This is a genomic window from Methanosarcina soligelidi (assembly GCF_000744315.1).
Lineage (GTDB): Archaea > Halobacteriota > Methanosarcinia > Methanosarcinales > Methanosarcinaceae > Methanosarcina > Methanosarcina mazei.
Genome location: NZ_JQLR01000001.1, coordinates 140009 through 161148, shown reverse-complemented (window position 1 = coordinate 161148; position 21140 = coordinate 140009). Strand labels below are relative to the sequence as shown.

The window sequence follows — 21140 nt, the reverse complement described above, 5'->3', positions numbered from 1 at the left end:
TTTCTGGCACTCTCAGAACTCAAAACTCCAGATTTTGTCACCTACATGGCTTATTGACTTTATGGCTTTCCCCGATTCTGAATCAACCATCTGCTGCCCTTCCATAAGGGCTTTTCCTATGGCAAGAGGTTTTCTATGGGTTTCTTCCACTACAATTACAAAATCCCCTTCTTTTATATCGGGATCAGCTTCCACGATCCCCGGAGCCATGATGTCTGCCCCGTTTGATACAAAGCGAATTGCTCCTTTATCCACAATAACAAGGCGTTTCTGCAGCCCCATCTCAAGAGCTCCGCGGACTGTGGGAAAAAGACGCCCCTCTATTTCAAACAGAAGAGGCCTGCCTTCAACAAGAATAAGGGAATATTCATCAAGGGTAACCTTTTCAAGTGTTTTGTTTTCCAGGTCTTCCATTTCTTTACCGAAGGCGGACTCAAGGTCTTTTAGCATCTTGTTCTTTATATTTTTCCTCAGCTGAACTCTTGACTTTATTTTCAATCAATCACCCGATTTCAAAAGGTTGAGCTTATTCATAGGATAGGGTCCTGAGCCTTTTAAAGCTTATGTGGAAACTCAGATATTATCGGACTCAGGTGCTCAATTTCCTGTACATTTTTATTAATTATTTCCGGATTTTGTTTATAAATGTTTTATTCAAATTTAACAAAAAGCATCGTGAGAAGCACCAGGCCACTTCCAAGAAACACGCTTTCATAGCCTAAGGGTCCTATAAACAAACTTCCAAATACTGGAATAAGCCCGAGACCTGCATAAATTCCTGTATTGAATAATCCCATCGCGATCCCGCTCGAGCTCACTCTGGAGACTGCAGCAACAAGCCCAAGGACTGCTGCCCCTCCTCCTGCACCAATAAGGAAGAATGCCAGTAAAGGCACTTTTAGAGAAAACAGGATCCCTGCTGCTGCAAGGACTATTCCTGCTCTTATTATACTTTTATTCTTTGCCTTTGTTCTTCCTGCAGCAAGTGAACTCAACATTGCAGCCAGATATGATGCTGAAATTGCAAATCCAAGTTCCGGTTTTGTCAGGAAGCCGGCACTATAGTCTGCATAGTTTGAATTCAGCACTCCTGTGGCTCCGTAAAGGACGACTGAAATTCCCCAGAGTTTCCAGAATCCGTTTTCAAAAAAAGTCTCCCTGGTTTTTTCCAGATACATGCCGGGTTTGAAGCCCGTCCGGCTTTCATACGGCTCTCCCGGGGTTTTAACTCTTTTTGAAGTCCCATATTCGTCCTTTTTTCTGCCGGAGTTGTCCGGGGTCTGCCCCCGGGTTTCGCGAAGGAGGAAGATGAAAGACAGGAAGGCAAGAAGGGTGAAGATGTTTATTGCAATCTTGATCTCCAGTTCTGCAAGCATCCCTGAGAAAAATACTCCTGCAGCCAGTCCTGAATTTAACAGGAAATTGAATTCTCCCAGACTCTGATGGCTGTCTTTCCAGTCTGCAATCATGGAATAAGCAGCAGGGAAAAAAGCCCCGCAGCCCAGACCCTCCACGAAGCGTGAAATGCCAAGGACCCAGAGGTTGTCGGAGATCGAAATAAAAATCCCGGAAATGAGGGTGAGTGTGATTCCCAGGCTCACCACTTTAAGGTTTCCTATTCTGTCTGCAAGTATTCCAAAAGGGAGAAGGGTGAGAAGGGCTCCTATAAAATATCCGGAATAAATTAAACTTGAAACCGCAGGGCTCGTGCTGCCTTCTCCTGCAAGTTCGGGAAGGATAGGAATTACCGCGTTAGAGAGGCCCTGGATTGCAAAGACTGAAGAGTAAAGTAAGAGTTTTTTCGAGTTCATGGTTTTTCTGTTATTCGCATTTGATCAGTAATTAATTTCTGTAATTGCCTTCAGGAAAATGATAATACCGGGGATGCCCTGGAAGCGCTCTGATGCATATAAGAATGCAGGATCTCTTTTCATTTTTTCAACAGAAGAGCCACTGTAAGAATACAGCCGTTTACCAGAAATAATTCTTTCAAACTCAGGGTCTCTGTCAGGAACCCTGCAACAATTGGAAGTAAGGAAAGCCCTGCATATATAGTTGTATTAAATAATCCCATTGCAAGCCCTCTGTCCGCATTCATTCTTGCTACAGCCAGGGCAAAACCTACCATTGCAACCCCTGACCCGCCTCCAAGGCTTGAGAATCCAAAAAATGGATATTTGATCGCAAAAAAAGCCCCAAGGGCAGAAAAAGCCAGGCCTATGCGGATTATTGTTTTTTCCTTTACTTTAAAACGTCCTGCCAGAAGGGAAGTGACCATAGCGCAGATGTAGAGGCTTGCAATTGCGCCTCCGAGCCGGGCTTTTGACAGAATTTCAAGGCTGTAGTCGGGATAGTAAGCTATGAGAACTCCAACTGCTCCGTTAAGCAGGAATGAACCCAGCCAGATCCCTGAGTTACGGCGGGAAATGAGCCCTGTAACTTTTATGAAAGAATGCTTGAAATGGGATTTTAGAGAATCCTGGCCTGCCAGTGATTTTGGGTCCGTTCCTGTTTTTTTCGGGTTAAATAGTTCATCGAGCCTGTAAAGGAGGGGAATTCCCGAAAGCAGGGCAAACAAAGTGAATATGAGGACAGCGCTTTTCAGGAAAATGTCTGCAAGCAGGCCTGAGAACAGAGCTCCCGCAGCCAGACCTGCATTGAAAAGAAAGGTGAATTCTCCCATACAGCGTCCGGGGTCTTTGCACTTTGAGAGTGAAGAAAATGCTGCAGGGAAAAAAGCTCCACAGGCAGCACCTTCAACAAACCTGAAAAAAATAAGAATCCACAGGTTTTCGGATAAAAATATAAAAACTCCTGAAACAACTGTAAGGGCGATACCAAGCCCTATGAGCATCAGGTTTCCGAACCTGTCAGAGAGGATGCCGAAAGGGAGCATTGTTGCCAGGGCTCCCAGAAAGTACCCTGAAAAAAGCAGGCTTGATGCAAACTCCCCGTACATACTGTGGTAGCGGGCTGCAAGTTCCGGAAGAATAGGGATTACGGCATTGGAAAGACCCATGATTGCAAAAACTGCAACATAAATCAATCGCCTGTCAGGGTGCATAAAACTAAAAACTCGCAATCTCGTATAAGTTTCTTATCGTAGATCTTTTTCCAGAGCCTGTTATTTCCTTTTTGAATGCCTGAGATTTTTTCTTTTAGACATATAAAAAATCTATATGTGGAATCTGAATTTGTTACTAATGTTATGGCATGATATTTCTTATAATATATTAGACTGGTACGAAATGCATAGCTATTTATATAATTAATTTGAATAGGGGTAATGTGAGTAATGTGAGCGGGAAACTTTTTTCACATACCATACCCCCCACTCCCCATATGACCCCCCACTCCCCAACCCGCTCACACTACTTCTAATTATCCTTTATTTTTTATTCACTTTTTGATGGGGCTTGTTACGGTTTTATTGCTTCAGCGGGTCTTTTTACAGAGCCAATCGATAAATCTCTTGTGTTCACCGGTCAAAAGCCTGCTTTTTTCTGTTTGATGCAAAAGGTTATAATGAAACTCCTTATCTGACAATTTCACCTCTACAAATTGCTTTTTTCCGGGGTAGTTTCTGTCTGCTATAAACTTATATAATATTTTTATCAAAATCTGTTTTATCTATTTAAAAATAATGAAATTGATCCTTTATTATCTTTTCTATTTTTATCTGATTGTCATGTTAATTCCAGGTTCTTTATTATCTCTATATATGCTATTAAATCCTTAAACTCTCTCTTTTTCTATTTTGAACATTTTTAATAAATTATTTACTAATCTCAATTCCTTTTGAAGATTTTTAATAGCTATAAAAAAAAGTGCATTATGCTGGTACAGGACTAAAAAGCCAGCTAATTTTTACAGAAATGCTAATCAAAATTTTATTATCTCCTTTTTTACTTCATAAAATTAAATGATTCTTCTGAATAGAAGGTTATGAGAATCAGGATTTGATAGAATTGGGAAGCCTCGACGTTCTTCTTATAAAAGGCCGCCGCCTATTATAAGCGGTGAGAAAAGAATTGCCACCATGTTAACAACCTTTATCAGGGAATTGAGAGCAGGTCCCGCAGTATCTTTGAAAGGGTCTCCTACGGTATCCCCAACAACTGCAGCTCTGTGCGCTTCCGAACCTTTTCCACCGTGATATCCATCTTCAATCAGTTTTTTTGCATTATCCCAGGCTCCTCCCCCGTTGTTCATCATGAGGGCAAGCATGAACCCCACTACAATCAGCCCTGTAAGAAGCCCTGCCAGTGCTTCAGGACCCAGGAAAAATCCTGTAAGTAGGGGGATGATAACAGCAAGAAAGCCCGGCATGACCATATCGTGAAGGGCTGCTTTTGTTACGATGTCAACGCAGCGCCCGTATTCCGGCTTTGCGGTACCTTCCATAATCCCGGGGATTTCCCTGAACTGCCTGCGGACTTCATTTACTACTTCAAAGGCGGCTTTTCCCACCGCACTCATCATGACAGCGCTGAATAAAAAAGGAAGTACGGCTCCGAGAAGAATGCCTGAGAGCACCACAGGGCTGTCGAGGCTGATAGACTGGCTCTCAAGGCTTACTTTGTTTCTGTAGTCCGCAAACAGGGCAAGTGCGCCCAGAGCTGTCGAGCCTATGGCGTATCCTTTGGTAATAGCTTTGGTTGTATTTCCCACGGAATCTAGCTCGTCCGTAACTTTTCTGACCTGAGTCGGAAGGTTTGCCATCTGTGCAATTCCGCCTGCATTGTCCGTAATGGGTCCGTAGGAGTCCAGAGCAACTATCATGCCTGCGGTTGAGAGCATTGCAACGGATGCAATAGCGATTCCGTAAAGCCCTGTTCCGGGGTCTGCAGATCCTCCTACTACAAAGTACGAAACCAGGATGCCTGCAGCAATCACTACAGCAGGTATCAGTGTGCTTTCAAATCCTGCTGACAGCCCTGAAATTATATTGGTTGCAGCCCCTGTTTCCGAAGAGGCTGCTATTGTCTTTACCGGTCTGCAGCTTTTAGAAGTGTAATATTCGGTTACTATTACCATGAGCACTGTAATTACAACGCCTGCGACCGTCACATAGAAAAATCTGATATCTCCCATCAGGAAACCTGTTATATAATAAAAAGCAATCAAACTGAGAACCGCAGAGCCACCAACGCCTCTGTAGAGAGCACTCATGACTTTGCCTTCTTTTTCTACCTTCACAAAAAATATGGATATAATGGATGCAAAGATTGCGGCAGACCCGAGCATCAGAGGGTAGAGTACGGCGTTTTTGTAAGTGCCAATAATAAGAGAACCGAGGAGCATGGCAGCAAGTGAAGTTACCACATATGTTTCAAAAAGGTCTGCTCCCATACCTGCACAGTCTCCTACATTGTCTCCTACGTTATCTGCAATCACGGCAGGGTTCCTGGGGTCATCTTCAGGGATCCCGGCTTCAACCTTACCTACAAGGTCAGCTCCGACATCAGCAGCTTTGGTGAATATTCCGCCGCCTGCACGGGCAAAAAGGCTTATAAGGCTGGCTCCGAAACCAAAACCGACAACCAGGTCAGCATCTCCATAGAGGATATAAAGACTGCTTGTTCCTAGAAGTGCAAGCCCTATAACTGCAAGTCCTGTTACAGCCCCTCCGCGGAATGCTATTTTCAGCGCTTTCCCGGCCCCTCCTGATGCAGCACTGGCAGTCCGGACATTTGCCCTGACTGAGATGCTCATTCCTATATATCCCGCGGCAGCAGAACTTATGGCACCTGCCAGAAAACCAGCGGCCATTTTCAACCCCTCGTCAAGCAAAAATAGGATCAATAACGAAATAATAACAGAAACCACTGCAATCGTTCTGTACTGGCGCTTCATGTAAGCTGTGGATCCTTCCTTAATTGCTTCGGCAATTTCTTTCATCCTCTTATTGCCGGCATCTTCTTTCAGGATGCTTTTTGCAAAAAAAGCGGCAAAGGTCAGACTTATTAAGCCTGCCAGAGGAGCAGTGAATATTAACCTTTCCATAAATTTCCTATCCTCTGGTATTTGTACTCCTTCAAATTCCCATGTTTTGTGGTCCTTTCCAGTACTTCTGTCCTTTAGCTGTAATTCTCCTTGGTTATCTACAGTATTGAATCCGCAATTATATTTATCTTAAATTTATAATGATTTTTACATCTCAATTTAAATTGTTCTGAAGAATTGTTTTTAAGTTACAATACTTTATTTTTAGAAAGCGTGTAAGTATGTGCTTTTATCTATAATTTTATGCTATTATGTCAAAAAATCTTTATTAACTTTTTTACACAATTAACTGCGTATTTGCTAATTTTTTTTCACTCCTTATTTGCTAATCTTTTTCGTTCCTTATTCGATAATTTTTCTCGTAACCGAAAATTTTTCCTGTTCTTTATTTTCACTCTTGGTATTTTTTCAATTCTTTTATTGGGGAGTGTTGTTCCGTAAACCGATACTTCAGAAGTCGGGGGTAAAAATAGAAATTTCTCTTTTCTCCTATTCTTCGGATATCTATTTATCCTATTAATAAGGTAATAAGTTGCCGTGTGCCTATAACTGCCTGTAGAATCATGGTTTGTTGGTCTGAAAATTGAGGGACAGGAACCTTTTAAACCATTAAGTGTTTAACCGTGGAAAACACCTGTACCGGTGAAAGTTATCTGATCAGGAAAATCAGTTTATTCACAGCAACTGTTATATAGGATTGAAATAACGTGCGTATTTACAACTAGAAATCGTGCCCGTTTAAAACCGAAAATTCTTACTAACTAGAGGCTGAAACCCTCAATTCCTCCAGATTTCAATGGAGGATCGAGTATCAATTTATATACAAAGACTCATTTATTATCGCAAAAATTACTACGGAGATTAATACTTTAAAGTGCTTTTGATGTGTTTTCTGGTAGGATGGTTTAAATATGGATATGTTAATCTACCTTACACCAATATGTGCCCTTATTGGTTTAATTTTTGCAGGTATATCCTACAAAAATGTCCGAAATGAAGGCGAGGGTAACGAACTTATTAAGAAAATTACGGCGGCAATTCATGGTGGAGCTATGGTCTACCTTAACAGGCAATACCGTGCTATCGCTGTCTTTGTCGTTTTTATTGCAATTGTACTTGCGTTAGTTCTGCCGAACGGAGTTCTTACCGCCGCATGTTTCGTGTTTGGTGCAGTGCTTTCCGCAACAGCCGGATACGCAGGGATGCTTACGGCCACTATTGCAAATGGAAGGACCACAAATGCTGCCACAAGAGGCATCGGCCCTGCTTTTAAAGTTTCATTTGCATCAGGCACCGTCATGGGAATGAGTGTCGTGGGCCTTGGTCTCCTTGGATTATCTCTTTCATTTATAATTCTTGGTAATATCTACACAGATATGGATCTGTTCACCCTCCTGAACATTATTGCGGGCTTTTCATTCGGAGCTTCGTCTATAGCTCTCTTTGCCCGTGTAGGCGGCGGAATATTCACCAAAGCTGCTGATGTCGGAGCTGACCTTGTAGGTAAGGTTGAAGCCGGGATCCCTGAAGATGACCCCAGGAACCCTGCTGTTATTGCTGACAATGTAGGAGACAATGTAGGAGACATTGCGGGAATGGGTGCTGACCTCTATGAGTCCTATGTGGGTTCAATCATTGCAACCATGCTTCTTGCAGCATCAACCGCAGCAGCAACTTTCCCCGGGATTCCTGTTATGAACGTTGTTATGGTCCCACTTGTTATCGCAGCTGTTGGTATTCTGGCATCTGTTATAGGGACTTTTTTTGTACGCACCAACAAGACAGAATCTTCAGCAATCCATATGGCATTTAATATGGGACTGATTGCCGCGATCGTTCTTACTGTCATTGCTTCATACGTCGTTACAGGCCATCTCCTTGGAGGATACGGGCTTAACGTCTTCTTCTCAACGGTTGCAGGACTGGTTGCAGGCTTCCTTATCGGACAAATCACCGAGCACTATACATCATATGACAAAAAGCCAACTCTCACTGTTGCCCATTCCTGCCAGACAGGTTCTGCTACAAATGTTATTACAGGATTTGCAAAAGGGATGGAGTCAACTCTCTGGCCCGCTGTCATCATCAGCATTGCAATTTATATCGCATTCCAGCTCGCAGGTCTTTACGGCATAGCTATTGCAGCAGTCGGAATGCTCGCAACACTCGGGATTTCCCTCTCAGTCGATGCTTACGGTCCTGTAGCTGACAATGCAGGTGGCATTGCAGAGATGTCCCACCAGAAGAAAGAGGTGCGCCAGATTACCGATACCCTTGATGCAGTAGGAAACACCACGGCAGCTATGGGTAAGGGATTTGCAATCGGTTCGGCAGCTCTTACTGCACTTTCACTCTTTGCTTCATATGCTATTGCAGTAGGCCTCACTTCTATTGACGTTATGAACCCTAACGTATTCATAGGGCTTATAATAGGCGCAATGCTTCCTTTCCTCTTTTCGTCCATGACCATTCTGGCTGTCGGAAATGCAGCAGGTGAAGTGGTGGTCGAAGTGAGGAGGCAGTTTAAAGAGATCAAAGGCCTTATGGAAGGCAAAGCTGACCCCGACTACAGTAAATGTATTACAATCTCCACGCATTCTGCTCTTAAAGAGATGATCCCGCCCGGAATTCTTGCTGTTATTGCACCTATTCTGGTAGGACTTGTACTCGGCGCAGGGGCTCTCGGTGGGCTGCTTGCAGGCTCCGTGGTTTCAGGTTTCATGCTTGCAATTACAATGTCCAATGCAGGAGGTTCCTGGGACAATGCAAAGAAATTCATTGAACTTGGAAACTTCGGCGGAAAGGGTTCTGATGCCCACAAAGCGGGTGTAACCGGCGATACGGTAGGTGACCCTTTCAAAGACACCGCAGGACCTGCAATCAACATCCTCATTAAGCTCATGAGTATTGTGGCTCTTGTGTTTGCACCGCTGTTTATTTGATTTCCTTAAATTTTTCCCTTTTTTCCCTTTTTTTCTTTTTAATTTAGTCTGGATCTTTGCCTGTTTTGTTCTGGTCTTCCTTTCCAGGTTTTATTTTGCTCAAGTCTGAGGAAAGTATGTTTTTCGTGTTTCTGATTTTTATGGTTTCATATTGCTTTTCCGGAAATCCAGAGAATATCCCCTTTCTCCAGAGTCCAGGTTTTCTGGTTTGATGGTTCGCTGGTTAATTCTCCACAGCTTAAGCTCTTTTACATGCCGGGGATGAATCTCAGAACAAAAATAGCATAGCTTCAGCTCTTCGTTCCTTCCTGTCCCATAGGCAAGCCTCTTTCCTGTTTGCACTATGATAAATTCTTCACACACGAGATTTTTCACACACAAAGGCTCTTCGTACACGATGGTTATTTATGTATCGAATTGCCAAAAAGGAATACAGTTTCCTATTTGAGGATTTAAGAATAAAAATCTTTCGGTTTTACCCAATGTCCTGAAAAAATCCAATTTTAATCAAAAATTATCTCTTAGCTGGAATCCCACTTCTGTTTTCTAGCTTGCTTCTCCAGTAAAATAAGGCATCTACTCCATCCAGGCAAAAAAGAATTTGTGCAGAGAAAAAATAATCTGAATTAGAAAAATATTCCGAGTTTAGAACAGCCCTTTTTCCGGAAAGGAGAGCTCAGTTAACTCCCCTTACCTGAAGCAGCTGGAATTCAATTTCATCAGGAATAGTGGCAAGGAATACGAAAGTATTGTACCCCAGTTTCTGGACTTCTTTAATCGCATTCGCCTGATTTTCATCCAGGTCTCTCGAGTTACTTACTATACAGAAAGATTTTCTGTTTCCGGTATTTACAAGGAAATTAAAAGCCGTCCCATAGGTATTGAGGAAGGCAACCAGATTCTTAAGCTCATCCCAGCTATTGCACATATGGAGATTCTTGGATCCCATATTCTCCACATACCAGTCCCTGCTGACATAGGAATAGGACGCGTACTGTTCGTTAAGTTCATCAAAAGCTCTGATGATTTTGTTAATGTCTTTTTTCAGGTTTACCCATTTCCAGTTCTGTGTCGTGAAATAGCGGCCTGCCACTATCTCAAAGATTGACTGTTTATCTTCATTCTCCAGTTTCATTTTCTCACATCTCCTTTTTTTGCCTGCTTTCCGGTATTCAAAATATATCGTCCTGGGCGTAACTCCGGTTGAAGCGCAGAGCAAGTTCGGCTTTTTCCAGTTCTCTTCCAAGATATGCAGCGTGATCCAGGCGCGAGACCAGTTCGAGTTCAATCAATGTATCCATAACTTCCCTGGCGCTTTCTCCTGCAATTGCTGCTTTCTCATGTTCGGCTACAATGAGTCCGCCATTTCCGTTAATTTTATCCGGCACAATCCTGACTCTTATTGGGCCTGCAGGGTCCTGACGCCAGTTTTTCGAAGCTCTGGCGGTAATCACTTTTTTGGGGAGGGGGCTGTCAGGGCGTCTTCGTTTTTCCTTTATGAAGAGGAGGTCAATGCCAAGGTCCTTGGGGGAGCTTTCCCTTATCCTGCAAAGCTGCATCATCTCAGAGGCTTTTTTCAGCTCTCCTATGGAGCCCTGGGCTTTATCGCTGTACTCGGGGGTAAAAAGGATACTTGCCCCGGTTTCGGCTCCTATTCCACAAAGTGTGGCATTTACTCCTATCGTATCCACGTCCATGAGTTCGGTTACATTGCCTGCCCCAAAGAATAATGGAATGTCAGGATATCTCCTGTGAAACTCATGGTAGCGAACAATGGATTCCGTTATATTATGGCCTACAGGGTCAAGGATAGGGTCGGCTATAATTCTTTCAATCCCGAGCCTGCGTGCGGATTCGATATTATTTACAAGGCTTTCCAGACTGTTTCCTTCATCAGGAATTATGACTGCTGCAACACCTGCTTTTGCAACCACGGAGCCTGCTGTTTCCATATTTGTGCTGTTAAGGCTCAGAACAAGGTCTGCTCCTGCTTCTATTCCTTCCTTTATCAGCTCAGGGTCAAGGGTATCTATACTTATCGGAATATCTGTGAGAGATTTTGCAAGGAATACTGTACTTCGGACCTGTCCCGGAAGGGTGTTAAGTGTAGCTCCGAGGTCGATAATATCTGCTCCACGGGCGATAAAAGCTTCGATTTTTATCTCCAGGTCAGCAGGGTTCAACTCGGCTGCTCCTACAATCTCTCCCATAACTTTCATTCGGGAGTTTCCTCCCAGTTTTACTCCTCTCAGGCTAAGTGGAGAAATGGCTTCTTCTTCGGCTTCTCTTATAAGCTCAAGAGCTTCTCCCTTTCTTACGTCTGCAAGGAGCTCACAGGCAGGGACCTTTACGGAAAACTCCACTTCTTCTGCAAAACGGAGCACAAAGCCAAGGTCATAAGCATGTTTAGGGCCCAGCCGGATTTTACAGTCAAGCTCGTCCGATACCTTTGAAAAATCACCCGGTACAAGTCCGGGAAGCAGAATGAGGTCATATTTTTTTGATAATCCGTCTTCCTCAAAGGCTCTGGTGAGTTTTTTCGGGGTGATAAAGGCAGCAATGTCGATATCTGCTACAAGGACGTCTGCTTTTTCTCCAGCCGCTTTTCTCACGGTATTTTCCGCAAGCCGCCCTGTTGCAATCAAAATTTCCATGTTTTTTAGATAGAATAGCTAATAAAAAAGAGTATCTATCTGTAGCTGCCTCAAAAAATAGCTTCCCGGTCAGGAAAACTCTAACTTTCCGCTCCGAGGAAGATTTGTTTCTCCAGGTCTCCGGTAGCTCACCCGAATATCCTGAAAAAATAACTGAGGGAGCCCGAAAACCTGCAGGTTCGGGCTTTTGCCTTAACGTAATTAATTTATGAAATCAATAATTGATTCTTCGTGCTTTTTTCTCAGAGGACCTGCAGTCCCGGCTTTCCTGGCTTCAAGTGACAGCCTTCCAAATCTTTTTTCCTGGATAGGGTCAGCTTCGGCTCTGGACTCCAGGATTCCAGCTCCTGCCTGAGGGCCCAGGATCTGGGCAGACTGGACACCGGTCATTATTGCCATTACCCGGACCTTACCTTCATAATCATCCCTTATCCTTGCGCCCCATATCACATTGGCGTTCGAGGAAAGTTCATAGGTAAGCATGGAGGCAATTTCTTCGGCTTCCTTCAGGCTGAGGTCAGGCCCGCCTGTTACATGGACAAGGCTACCGGTTGCGCCCTTATAATCAACATCAAGCAGCGGGTGGTTAAGGGCAGTCCTCACGACTTCGGTGCTCTTGTCCTGGTTCTTTGACTCTCCTACAAGCATTACGGCAACTCCGCCGCAGCTCATGATTGTCCTTATATCTGCATAGTCAAGGTTGATCAGAGAAGGCACAGTAATGGTTTCGGTTATTCCCTTTACGGTTTCTGCAATTAACTGGTCCATTACTGAGAAAGCCTGGTCAATGGGAAGGTTGGGTACATAATTGAGCAGCCTGTTGTTGTCCAGGACAATTACCGTGTCTGCTGCCCTGCGCAGGTCTTCGAGACCCTCTTCGGCTTTAAATATGCGGGCTCTTTCGACTCTGAAGGGGCTTGAAACCATGCCCACAACGATTGCTCCCTGTTCTTTTGCAACTTCGGCAACTACCGGGGCAACTCCTGTTCCAGTGCCTCCTCCGAGGCCTGCGGTAACGAAAACAAGGTCAACATCCTTCAGGACTTCTTCAAGGGTGCCTCTTGCAAGTTCTGCGGCTTTTTTCCCTGTTTCTGGATAGCCGCCTGCTCCCAGTCCTCTTGTAAGGGTTTTTCCAACAAGGATCTTCTTGTCAGCCCTTACATTGTCAAGGTGCTGCTTATCCGTATTGATGCAGACTGTTTCTGCGCCTTCAATTCCAATGTTGTAGAGACGGTTTACGGTATTATTCCCTGCGCCCCCACACCCTACAATCATAATTCTCGGCTGTCCGAATTCTTCGAATTCTTCATCGGACGTCGTTTTTCGGTATTCCTTTTCTTTTTCGCTGAACTTCATTGCTTCCTGTACTATAGATTGCAATTTATCCCCTCGGTCGGATTTCGTTTATTATATCTTCTCTATTTTTTCTTTCACTCCCCACCCTCTTTGTCGGGGGGTAAATTTTGCTGATATCAATTAAACTGGGGATAACCTGTAAAAACCTAATAAAAGATTTTCATCCGTTATCTTTAATAAGTTGTCACTCTACTAAACCTTAAACATTTCGGACATATTTAAACAGTGCTTTTAAATTGTATATGAAGTTTAAATACATCATCCATAAATTTCATATATTTTACTCATCTCTGCTTTTTAGTCCTGAAACCTCAGGGCAAAAAGCCGAAGACTTACGTAATACTTATATACAGTAGCTTAAATTTCTCTAGAAAGTCTCGTTTTTCAGGAAAGCTGTCCTGATTATATATATCAGGGCAATTTTTATTTTCTTTCTTGCCTGTTATTTTACTGCCATGCTTCCCTCAAATAATTGAATATGTAGTATCTATACTGCGTTTTCTCGAGACCTCTAAGATGGAAACCTGCAATTTAATGGAACTGTTTATATTATTACTATTTAAGTAGAGTCCTCCTCTTAAAAACTTTTTCGGTATCTTTCGAAGATTTTGAGGCTCTTGCTTATTTTTTCCAGTATTGAAGAATAGCTGCACATAAATGTTTATATAAATTTAAGCTCAATATCTCGAATTCCTGGCAATCTTTTAAATTTTATTTCCATAGTAAGCGGTTGGCCCGTTTGCCCGATAGAAGGCTCTATATAACCGTTTTCATTCTATAAGGAATGTCTCAGGACCTGCACTCTTCCAAAACGATAGTAAAAGACCTCTTAGATAGTAAAAGACCTCTTACATTGTAGCCATACATAAATCTCAGTAACCCGGGAATCCCTGGAAAGCTTTAAGAACGCAAAGTCATTTTACTTTGAGTCACCTGCTTTAATTCTTATCGGATATGAAATTCAGAATGTGTCTTTATCTATTAACTAACTCGCTGTACTTACTTCCCCGAAAACCCCATTCCTTTTGGTTCAGGAGTCAGAAACGTGTTAAAAGCATTAATTTTTGATATGGACGGAGTTCTTGTAGATTCCATGCCTTTTCATGCAGCAGCCTGGAAGAAGGCTTTTCTTGAAATGGGCATGGAAATCCAGGACGAGGATATCTATGCAATCGAAGGTTCAAATCCCAGAAATGGTCTTCCTCTGCTGATCAGAAAAGCCAGGAAGGAGCCGGAAGATTTTGACTTTGAAGCTATCACTTCAATTTACAGGCAGGAATTTAACCGGATTTTTAAGCTGAAGGCATTCGATGGAATGAAAGAGTGCCTTGAATTTCTTAAATCACGATTTCTGCTCTCAGTAGTCTCAGGTTCGGACCGTTTAATTGTTAACGGAATTGTTGACCAGCTTTTCCCGGGCATATTCGACACTGTTGTCACGGGAGACGATGTCCTGAACTCAAAGCCGGATCCTGACCCATTCCTGAAAGCGGTTGAGCTTCTTAATGTCGGAAAAGAGGAATGTGTTGTGATAGAAAACGCCGTCCTGGGCGTGGAAGCCGCAAAAAAGGCAGATATTTACTGCATAGGTGTCCCCACGTACGTAAAACCTTCCGAGCTTGACAGGGCGGACCTTGTTGTAGGAAATCATCAAAAATTGATGGAACATCTCCTCAGTCTCGAGCCTCTTTTCAGCCCTGAATTTATTCCCGGGCGCAGGCGATAAAAATTTCTGTACATCTCTTTACCTGCTTTTAATCTTTACCCGGGAATCCTTCAGTATTCTTTTTTATTCAAATTTTTCAAAAAAAGGTGTGGTTCACCAGGGATCACAGCAGTCTTACGGTTTCGAGGTTTGTGAGCGCACGTGTCTCTATCTTCAGTTTCTTGTAAACGGAACTTGCGAGGTCAACACAGGCTTTTTCATCTCCGTGCTCCGTGAATACTCTTTCCGGGCGGGGCTGCATCCTTTTAACATATTCCATAAGCTGCCTCCTGTCCGAGTGGCCTGAGAATCCGTCTACAACCTGCACCTCCATGTTCATTTTCAGCATTTCGGTGCTTCCGTTCTTCCCTGTCATCGGAATTTCTTTCCATCCCTTCTGGATCCTGCGCCCTATTGTCCCGTCAGCCTGATAGCCCACAAACACAAGGGTATTGCGCGGGTCTTCTGCAAAAGCCTTGAAATACTCCATAACAGGGCCTCCGTTCATCATGCCCGAAGTTGCCAGGATTACGCAGGGCTGAGGGTTCTGGATGATCTTCTGGCGTGCTTCATGTGAGTCCACAGGCTTGAAGCACTCTGACAGGAAGGGGTTCTGGCCTTTCTGGAAGATCAGTTTCCTCAGGTCATTATTCAGGTATTCCGGATGAGTTGCATGGATTGCAGTTGCTTCCCAGATCATTCCGTCAAGGTAGACCGGAACTTCGGGGATAAGTCCTTTCCTTATGGACTCTTCGAGCACAATCATAACTTCCTGGCTTCTGCCCACAGCAAAAGCAGGAATGACTGCAATTCCTCCGCGCTCAATGGTATTCTTTACGACCATCTGCAGGTGCTTTTCCGCATCTTTAAGTGCAGGCTGGAAAGCGTTTGCATTTCCATAAGTAGCTTCACTGATGACCGTTTCGACCCTCGGGAACTTGTTGACAGCAGGGTCAAAAAGCCTGGTTTTCTCATATTTGTAGTCTCCTGTAAAGACCACATTATGGAGGCCGTCTCCTATATGGAAATGGGAAATAGCTGAGCCCAGGATATGACCTGCATTATGGAAAGTCAGTTTTATGTCGGGGGCTATGTCTGTTACTTCCTCGTAGTCCAGAGGTATGGTGTGTTTGAGGGTTTTTGCTACCATCCCTGATTCATAGGGAATCTTCTTCCCTTCTTTAGCTGCCACATCTATGTAGTCGAGCTGGAGCAGCACCATAAGGTCTCTTGTTGGAGGGGTACAGTAGACAGGTCCTTCGTACCCGTACTTGAAAAGCAGGGGGACAAGTCCCTGGTGGTCAAGGTGAGCGTGGGTAACTATCACGGCATCTATCTGGTTTAATGGAAAAACTTCAGGAACATAAAGGTAAGGTGTCATGTTTTCGTCAGAACCCACATTGACTCCGCAGTCAATCAGGATTCTGGATTCAGGTGTAGAAAGCAAAAAGCAGCTTCTTCCTACTTCTTTACATCCCCCAAGGGCTGTAACCCTTACCCACTGGTCTTTTGAAGTACACTCCCTGTGAATTTTCCTCCCCACTGTTTTCAGGATTTCCTTCCTTTCTTTGAGGTTGTTCCGCATGAACTCCCGTATGTTTTTTACCGTACGTGACTTTATAGGAGGTGTCCTGACAACTTTTGGAATCCAGCCAATCTGCTTTGTAATCTCTCTGAGGGTTGCGCCATGTTTTCCTATTACAAGCCCGGGCTTTTCGGCTTCGATAATTACTTCTCCTGAATCGGGGTCAAAATAGTAGCTCGAGATTACGGATTCTTTTGGAACAACTTCTTCAATTATAGAAATAGAGTCCTCAGGAGTTGCGAGAACCCTGGGATCAGGCCGCATAGCAATCCGCGTCCTGAGTTCTTTTGCCAGGTTGCGGATAATATTCCCGTCATCAGCGAATTTTCTGGGCTCCTCGGTATACAGAACAAGCTGAGGGCCCTCAAATTCGACGTCGGTAATTGTAACGCCTGCGGGTAGGTTTTTCTCAATTTTGTGTTTGAGGTCTAATAGCACGTCTTCTATAGGCATTAAGAATCTTCCTTTTTATCAAAAAATCAAAAAGATCTGGATGTTGAAAAAATAATATTTGAAAAAGGTGTTAGTTTGTATGATGAAATAAAAAACCAACAATTTAATTATTTAGTTTAATAAAGCTCTTCTGGATTTTACTTCTTCAGGATCCAACCTTTTGAATGCCTCCTTTGTAATTACGACTACATCGATATTTTCTCCGGAAGCTGAGTCTCTTTTCGTTGCATTGTGAATTGCTCGAATCGCAAGATCAAGACCTTCTTTTACAGCTATATCCTCTCTGTACTGGTCTTCCAGCACTCCGTAGGCCATGGGAGAACCCGAGCCGGTTGCTGAGATTCTTGTCTCTTCAATGCTTCCTCCCATAGGGTCCAGTGAGTAGATTGCAGGCCCGTTTTTGTCAACCCCTCCGATAAGGAGCTGAACCATCATAGGATAATAGCGGTTAGCATTCAAGAAATTGGACATCAAAGTGGCAATCCCTTTGATCGTCATGGATTCGTTCCTGCGCATCTTGTAGAGCTGTGATTCCACACTTACCAATCGCACGAGCTGCTGAGCGTCCCCTACCGAACCGGCAGTGGTCATCCCTACCAGGTCATCTATCTGGTAAACTTTCTTTGCAGTTTTGCTTGCGATGAAATGCCCCATAGTGGCTCGCTGTTCACTTGCGAGCACAATTCCGTCGGTACAAACTACTCCTACGGTAGTTGTGCCCTTTAAATATTTGTCATTATCCATAAACATACCCTCATAATAAGCTGAAAATGAGAAAATGGCGCTAAAAAAAATGTTTTAGTTGAGGTGAGCATTTTTAGCTTAAATCGCAGGATTTAGCAATCCATTATCTCATTATTAATATCGCTATATATAAGTTTTCCTCCCTTTTTCTAAATGCGTTCGCATTTGGAACCGGAGGATCAATTCGATAAAATAACTCCTTCTTTTTTGTGACTGAGCGTTCATTGCAGCTGAAGAAACTCGGAATTTAGTGTGAAATTTTTTCCACTTCTTCAGCCAGCCTCTTTATTCTCTGGATTACATCTTCAGATACGTTTTTTTTACGCATGAGCTCCAATCTGTCCTGTGCCGTTATCCTCTTTGTTCCTTTTACAAGGTTGTCCGCATGCGCAACAATCTTTTCCTCAAGGCTCCTGGGAAAATAGTCATCTTCAGGAAGCCCCAATTCTTTTGCTTCTTCTTTAGAGATTCCGGCTCCGATATGCCTTTTTATTATCTCGGCAACTTCAGGTTCTATTCCCCTGCTCGTAGCCAGCCGAAACCCTTCAACAGCATGTGCAATCTCATGTGTCCTGCACCTTCCCGCATCATGCAAAAGGGCTCCCGCTTCCACAAGTTCCAGGTCCACTTCCATTCCTGCTGCTTTTGCCTTTTCTGCAATCTCAACTGCAAGCGAGGCGACCTCTTTGCAGTGTTCAATCACATTCGGGGCACAGCCTGATTCCTCAAGAAACCTGATCGCTTCGGCTCTGGTGGTCAAGATTAATCCCTTATGCGGAACTCAAAGCTTCCACGCGCTTTTTCAGAACTCCCACAAAACGGGAGTTGTCATAGTAGACCAGGTCTTCTCCGCACATTGGGCAGAGAAATTCCGTCTCCGTTGCTTCGTCAAAAAGAAGGCGAACACAACCCTGAGGACAAACGTAAAATACATGATTTTCTTCAAATTCAAGGCGGGTCTTCAGATTCCTTAGCAGTCTTTTCTTTTCCCTCATAAGCTGGTGCTCTATGTCGGAAAAGTCCAGATGCCAGAGATAAGTCAGCCATCCGCTATTTGAATCTCTTTCCCTTACAACTATTGCAAATTTATTCTCATAAAGTATAAAAAGAGTTCTTCTCACGGTATTCAGCAGAACTCCGGTCTTCGCCGCAATTTCTTCATCCGTGACATTGCCTTCGGGCATCTGTTCTATCATTTTAAGCCCGTCATCCCCTACAAGGCTCCTGAGGTATCCTCTAATTACCTTGTCATTTAAATCGACCAAAGTGTTCACCTCGCAAATCCCTTATATGAATTGAACATACCATTATTAAAGCTTACATTAAAATTTTTATTTAAAAGATTCCATGTCCGGAAAAAACTGCAATCTCAGCAGCTGAACCTCATGCTTCTCCAGCAGGACTCAGGGACTCTGTTTCTCCTGTCATTCGTTCTGCAATAAAAGTCTTTATCCTCTCTGCCCCTCCCTCGAGAGATTTGATTGCCTCTTCTCTTGTTGAGGCGAATTCAAACAGGGAGGTCAGAGGCCAATCAGGCTCGATAACAGTTTTCTGAGGCGGAATGTCCGCGCTTTTTTCCCTGAGAATGACTTCCATGAGTTTTCTGTCTATAAAAAGCTCTCGATCCGAATAAAGAACTCCTCTTGCTGCAAATAGTTTTGCTTTCGGTTTTTCAGGAAGTTCTCCCCTGAAACAACCGGCATGAGCTTCGAAAAGGTTAATTCCCATCGCTTTCTCAACCGTGTCCAGGCTTCCCTGGAACCTGGGGTTTACTTCAAGCACCACAGGCCCCTGTTCTGTGACCAGAAAATCAACTCCACATGACCCGAGGAGCCCGAGTTCAAGTATCAGTTCTTCTGCAAGTTTTTCCATATCTTCTGCGTACTCTGTCATGAAAGGGGTTATATTTCCGCAGTAGGCGAACGGCAGCCGTGAAAGCCAGGGTATGCCTGTTAATTGCTCATTCACAGCAACTGCCAGGGCTTCATCCTTTGTAGAAAGCACAGAGACGCTTGCAGGGGTTCCTTCCAGAAACTGCTGAATCACAATTTCATTTTCCGTAAGGCCCTGGTCAGGACCGGATAATTCTTCCAGTACTTCCAGCATTTCCTGTCTGTTATTTGCAACCCTGTTGAATATCCCTCCTCCTCCTGTAGCCGGTTTGAGAATAACAGGATATTCGATTGCTTCCGGCTCGTTGGAAGAATAACAGCGAGGATGTGGCATTCCCATAGCTTCAAGCCTTTTTGCAAGATGAAGCTTGTTTGAAGCTCCCTTCACTGCTTCAGGGCTGCTGGCAAGCACAGGGCAGGGAAAACGAGAAGGGTCCAGCATCTCCATTCCCGAGCCAGGCACGATGGCATCAAAGTCAAGCCCGAAACCATTCATTTTAGCTACTATCCATCCAGGGTCAAGCTGGCGGAGTTCACCTGAAGTCCTGCATTCGAGAAGAGCTGATGCATATACACATTCCTGAAGGTCAAGGTCACGGAATGCATCTATGGAGCAGACAGTATAGCCTGCCCTGCTTGCGGAGCAAACAATGTTTCGCGTGTCAAAGCCAATTGCAAGGATATTCTGCATATTTCCTCGTTAAACTTTTATTTTTCCTGCGGAATATCGGTGTGTGCCAGTGCAAAGATTCCATATTCTGTTTTCAGGACAGGAATCTCGCTTCCCGCCTCTGCGTTAAAGAACATGGGCTTTTTTATCGCGACGGTTTCATAGGTCACAGGGTCAAGGACAAGAATTGCATTTTCTTCGATTGAGACCAGAACCGTAAGTACCGCATCTCCAATGTTTGCAATCTTTTCTGCGCCCTTCAGTTCTTCAGGAGTTGATAGAAACCGGGAACCGTCTTCAAGGCTTATCCCGTTTACTTTCTTGCCTGAACTTCTGATCTGGATGATTCTTCCTCTGAACCTTATCACATCGCCTGGTCGGAACTCAGGAAGGCGCATGGCAAAAGTAATCCTGTAAAGGTTTTTTCCGTCTTTCATACCTACGAGCGTAGGAGATTCGGCAAAACTGCCCCCCAGTTCAGAGATAATCATACGGCAAACCTGCCTGCTCGCATTCATGGAACCCATGTAAAGATCGATGCCTTCTTTCTGTTCCTGGTAGTCACTTATAAATGCCAGTCGATCTCCCTTTTTTTTCATGCTTTCCATAGCTTCTCTGGCTATGGCGGAGCAGCGCCTTTTTTCCTCTTCTGTTGGAAACCTGCCTGCTGCCCTTATCTGGATAATTGCTTCAAAATAACCTCCGGATTCACGGCTGCACATGTCGCAGGCTATCCTCTGAACCCTTACTTCGGTTGCAGTCTCGGCATGGACCGGTTCTCCCTTTACAATTGCATCTACCTCGGCTCTCACCATGTATATATATGGAGTAATTTCCTTCGGCTCAAGGTAGAGTTCCACATCTCCTGCTTCATCGTGGATGAAAAGGGCGTTTTCTACGGCTTTCAGCACCACTTCCTCCAGATTGCCGATGTTTTCCCAGCGGCTCCTGTGGAAATATGCTCCGCAGCTGGAACAGATCTTTACATGAAGTACGAGAGGCAGATCAATCAGTTTGAAAGTTTCAAAGAAACAGTCCCTGCAAACGGAATCAAAAAGTTTGTCGCATTCTGTGCCACATTTCGGGCATGTAATGGAATTCATCTATAATCCTTATTCTTCAGTCTTCTTGGA

The 21140-nt window shown here is 44.0% G+C and carries 16 protein-coding genes; 2 read left to right on the top strand and 14 right to left on the bottom strand.

The genetic code is table 11. The features are described 5' to 3' along the window. Window positions 1-12 precede the first annotated feature (12 nt). The 4 genes from M886_RS00690 to M886_RS00670 form a co-directional block, all read right to left on the bottom strand. Window positions 13-498: an RNA-binding protein gene (locus tag M886_RS00690; RefSeq protein ID WP_048039742.1), complete on the bottom strand. Its 486-nt coding sequence runs from the start codon at window positions 496-498 to the stop codon at window positions 13-15. 152 nt (window positions 499-650) lie between these two features. Continuing rightward, entirely contained in the window at window positions 651-1811 is a 1161-nt protein-coding gene (locus tag M886_RS00685; protein ID WP_048039744.1) for an MFS transporter, read from the bottom strand. A gap of 119 nt (window positions 1812-1930) precedes the next feature. Further along, window positions 1931-3064 (bottom strand): MFS transporter, encoded by a 1134-nt coding sequence (locus M886_RS00680; protein ID WP_048050475.1) that lies wholly within the window; start codon window positions 3062-3064, stop codon window positions 1931-1933. A gap of 926 nt (window positions 3065-3990) precedes the next feature. After that, a complete protein-coding gene (locus M886_RS00670; RefSeq protein WP_048050473.1) occupies window positions 3991-6006 on the bottom strand; it encodes a sodium-translocating pyrophosphatase in 2016 nt (671 codons plus the stop codon). Between the two features lie 911 nt (window positions 6007-6917). Between M886_RS00670 and M886_RS00665 the strand changes: the two genes are divergently transcribed. Next, window positions 6918-8948 (top strand): sodium-translocating pyrophosphatase, encoded by a 2031-nt coding sequence (locus tag M886_RS00665; protein ID WP_048046321.1) that lies wholly within the window; start codon window positions 6918-6920, stop codon window positions 8946-8948. Window positions 8949-9086: 138 nt separating this feature from the next. Here M886_RS00665 and M886_RS00660 read toward each other — a convergent pair whose 3' ends face one another. From M886_RS00660 to ftsZ, 4 genes are all read right to left on the bottom strand, one after another. Continuing rightward, window positions 9087-9323: a hypothetical protein gene (locus tag M886_RS00660; RefSeq protein WP_048050472.1), complete on the bottom strand. Its 237-nt coding sequence runs from the start codon at window positions 9321-9323 to the stop codon at window positions 9087-9089. 301 nt (window positions 9324-9624) lie between these two features. Beyond that, window positions 9625-10083: a hypothetical protein gene (locus M886_RS00655; RefSeq protein WP_011032650.1), complete on the bottom strand. Its 459-nt coding sequence runs from the start codon at window positions 10081-10083 to the stop codon at window positions 9625-9627. Window positions 10084-10120: 37 nt separating this feature from the next. Continuing rightward, a complete protein-coding gene (locus M886_RS00650; RefSeq protein WP_048050471.1) occupies window positions 10121-11602 on the bottom strand; it encodes a dihydropteroate synthase-like protein in 1482 nt (493 codons plus the stop codon). 201 nt (window positions 11603-11803) lie between these two features. Then, the gene (gene ftsZ / locus M886_RS00645) at window positions 11804-12982 is read right to left on the bottom strand and encodes a cell division protein FtsZ (protein WP_011032648.1); all 1179 of its coding nucleotides are present in this window, start codon (window positions 12980-12982) and stop codon (window positions 11804-11806) included. Window positions 12983-14003: 1021 nt separating this feature from the next. On the opposite strand from ftsZ, the gene M886_RS00640 reads away from it, so the two are divergent. Next, a complete protein-coding gene (locus M886_RS00640; protein ID WP_011032647.1) occupies window positions 14004-14684 on the top strand; it encodes an HAD family hydrolase in 681 nt (226 codons plus the stop codon). A gap of 103 nt (window positions 14685-14787) precedes the next feature. Here M886_RS00640 and M886_RS00635 read toward each other — a convergent pair whose 3' ends face one another. The 6 genes from M886_RS00635 to M886_RS00610 all read right to left on the bottom strand — a co-directional run bounded on the left by M886_RS00635 (window position 14788) and on the right by M886_RS00610 (window position 21110). Next, the gene (locus M886_RS00635; protein ID WP_011032646.1) at window positions 14788-16701 is read right to left on the bottom strand and encodes a beta-CASP ribonuclease aCPSF1; all 1914 of its coding nucleotides are present in this window, start codon (window positions 16699-16701) and stop codon (window positions 14788-14790) included. A gap of 111 nt (window positions 16702-16812) precedes the next feature. Further along, window positions 16813-17445, bottom strand: a complete 633-nt coding sequence (gene psmB / locus M886_RS00630) for an archaeal proteasome endopeptidase complex subunit beta (RefSeq protein ID WP_011032645.1) — start codon at window positions 17443-17445, stop codon at window positions 16813-16815. A 247-nt stretch (window positions 17446-17692) separates the two neighbouring features. Then, the gene (locus tag M886_RS00625) at window positions 17693-18205 is read right to left on the bottom strand and encodes a TIGR00295 family protein (protein WP_048050470.1); all 513 of its coding nucleotides are present in this window, start codon (window positions 18203-18205) and stop codon (window positions 17693-17695) included. A gap of 10 nt (window positions 18206-18215) precedes the next feature. Continuing rightward, the gene (locus M886_RS00620) at window positions 18216-18710 is read right to left on the bottom strand and encodes a transcription factor (RefSeq protein ID WP_011032643.1); all 495 of its coding nucleotides are present in this window, start codon (window positions 18708-18710) and stop codon (window positions 18216-18218) included. 118 nt (window positions 18711-18828) lie between these two features. Beyond that, a complete protein-coding gene (locus M886_RS00615; RefSeq protein WP_048042864.1) occupies window positions 18829-20028 on the bottom strand; it encodes an ATP-grasp domain-containing protein in 1200 nt (399 codons plus the stop codon). A 17-nt stretch (window positions 20029-20045) separates the two neighbouring features. Next, entirely contained in the window at window positions 20046-21110 is a 1065-nt protein-coding gene (locus tag M886_RS00610; RefSeq protein ID WP_048037979.1) for a 60S ribosomal export protein NMD3, read from the bottom strand. Window positions 21111-21140 lie beyond the last annotated feature (30 nt).

Bases quoted from the DNA above. Each gene is read 5' to 3' on its own strand.
- M886_RS00685 (WP_048039744.1), bottom strand. From the start codon at position 1,811: ATGAACTCGAAAAAACTCTTACTTTACTCTTCAGTCTTTGCAATCCAG.
- M886_RS00680 (WP_048050475.1), bottom strand. From the start codon at position 3,064: ATGCACCCTGACAGGCGATTGATTTATGTTGCAGTTTTTGCAATCATG.
- M886_RS00670 (WP_048050473.1), bottom strand. From the start codon at position 6,006: ATGGAAAGGTTAATATTCACTGCTCCTCTGGCAGGCTTAATAAGTCTG.
- M886_RS00665 (WP_048046321.1), top strand. From the start codon at position 6,918: ATGGATATGTTAATCTACCTTACACCAATATGTGCCCTTATTGGTTTA.
- M886_RS00655 (WP_011032650.1), bottom strand. From the start codon at position 10,083: ATGAAACTGGAGAATGAAGATAAACAGTCAATCTTTGAGATAGTGGCA.
- M886_RS00650 (WP_048050471.1), bottom strand. From the start codon at position 11,602: ATGGAAATTTTGATTGCAACAGGGCGGCTTGCGGAAAATACCGTGAGA.
- M886_RS00635 (WP_011032646.1), bottom strand. From the start codon at position 16,701: ATGCCTATAGAAGACGTGCTATTAGACCTCAAACACAAAATTGAGAAA.
- psmB (WP_011032645.1), bottom strand. From the start codon at position 17,445: ATGGATAATGACAAATATTTAAAGGGCACAACTACCGTAGGAGTAGTT.
- M886_RS00615 (WP_048042864.1), bottom strand. From the start codon at position 20,028: ATGCAGAATATCCTTGCAATTGGCTTTGACACGCGAAACATTGTTTGC.
- M886_RS00610 (WP_048037979.1), bottom strand. From the start codon at position 21,110: ATGAATTCCATTACATGCCCGAAATGTGGCACAGAATGCGACAAACTT.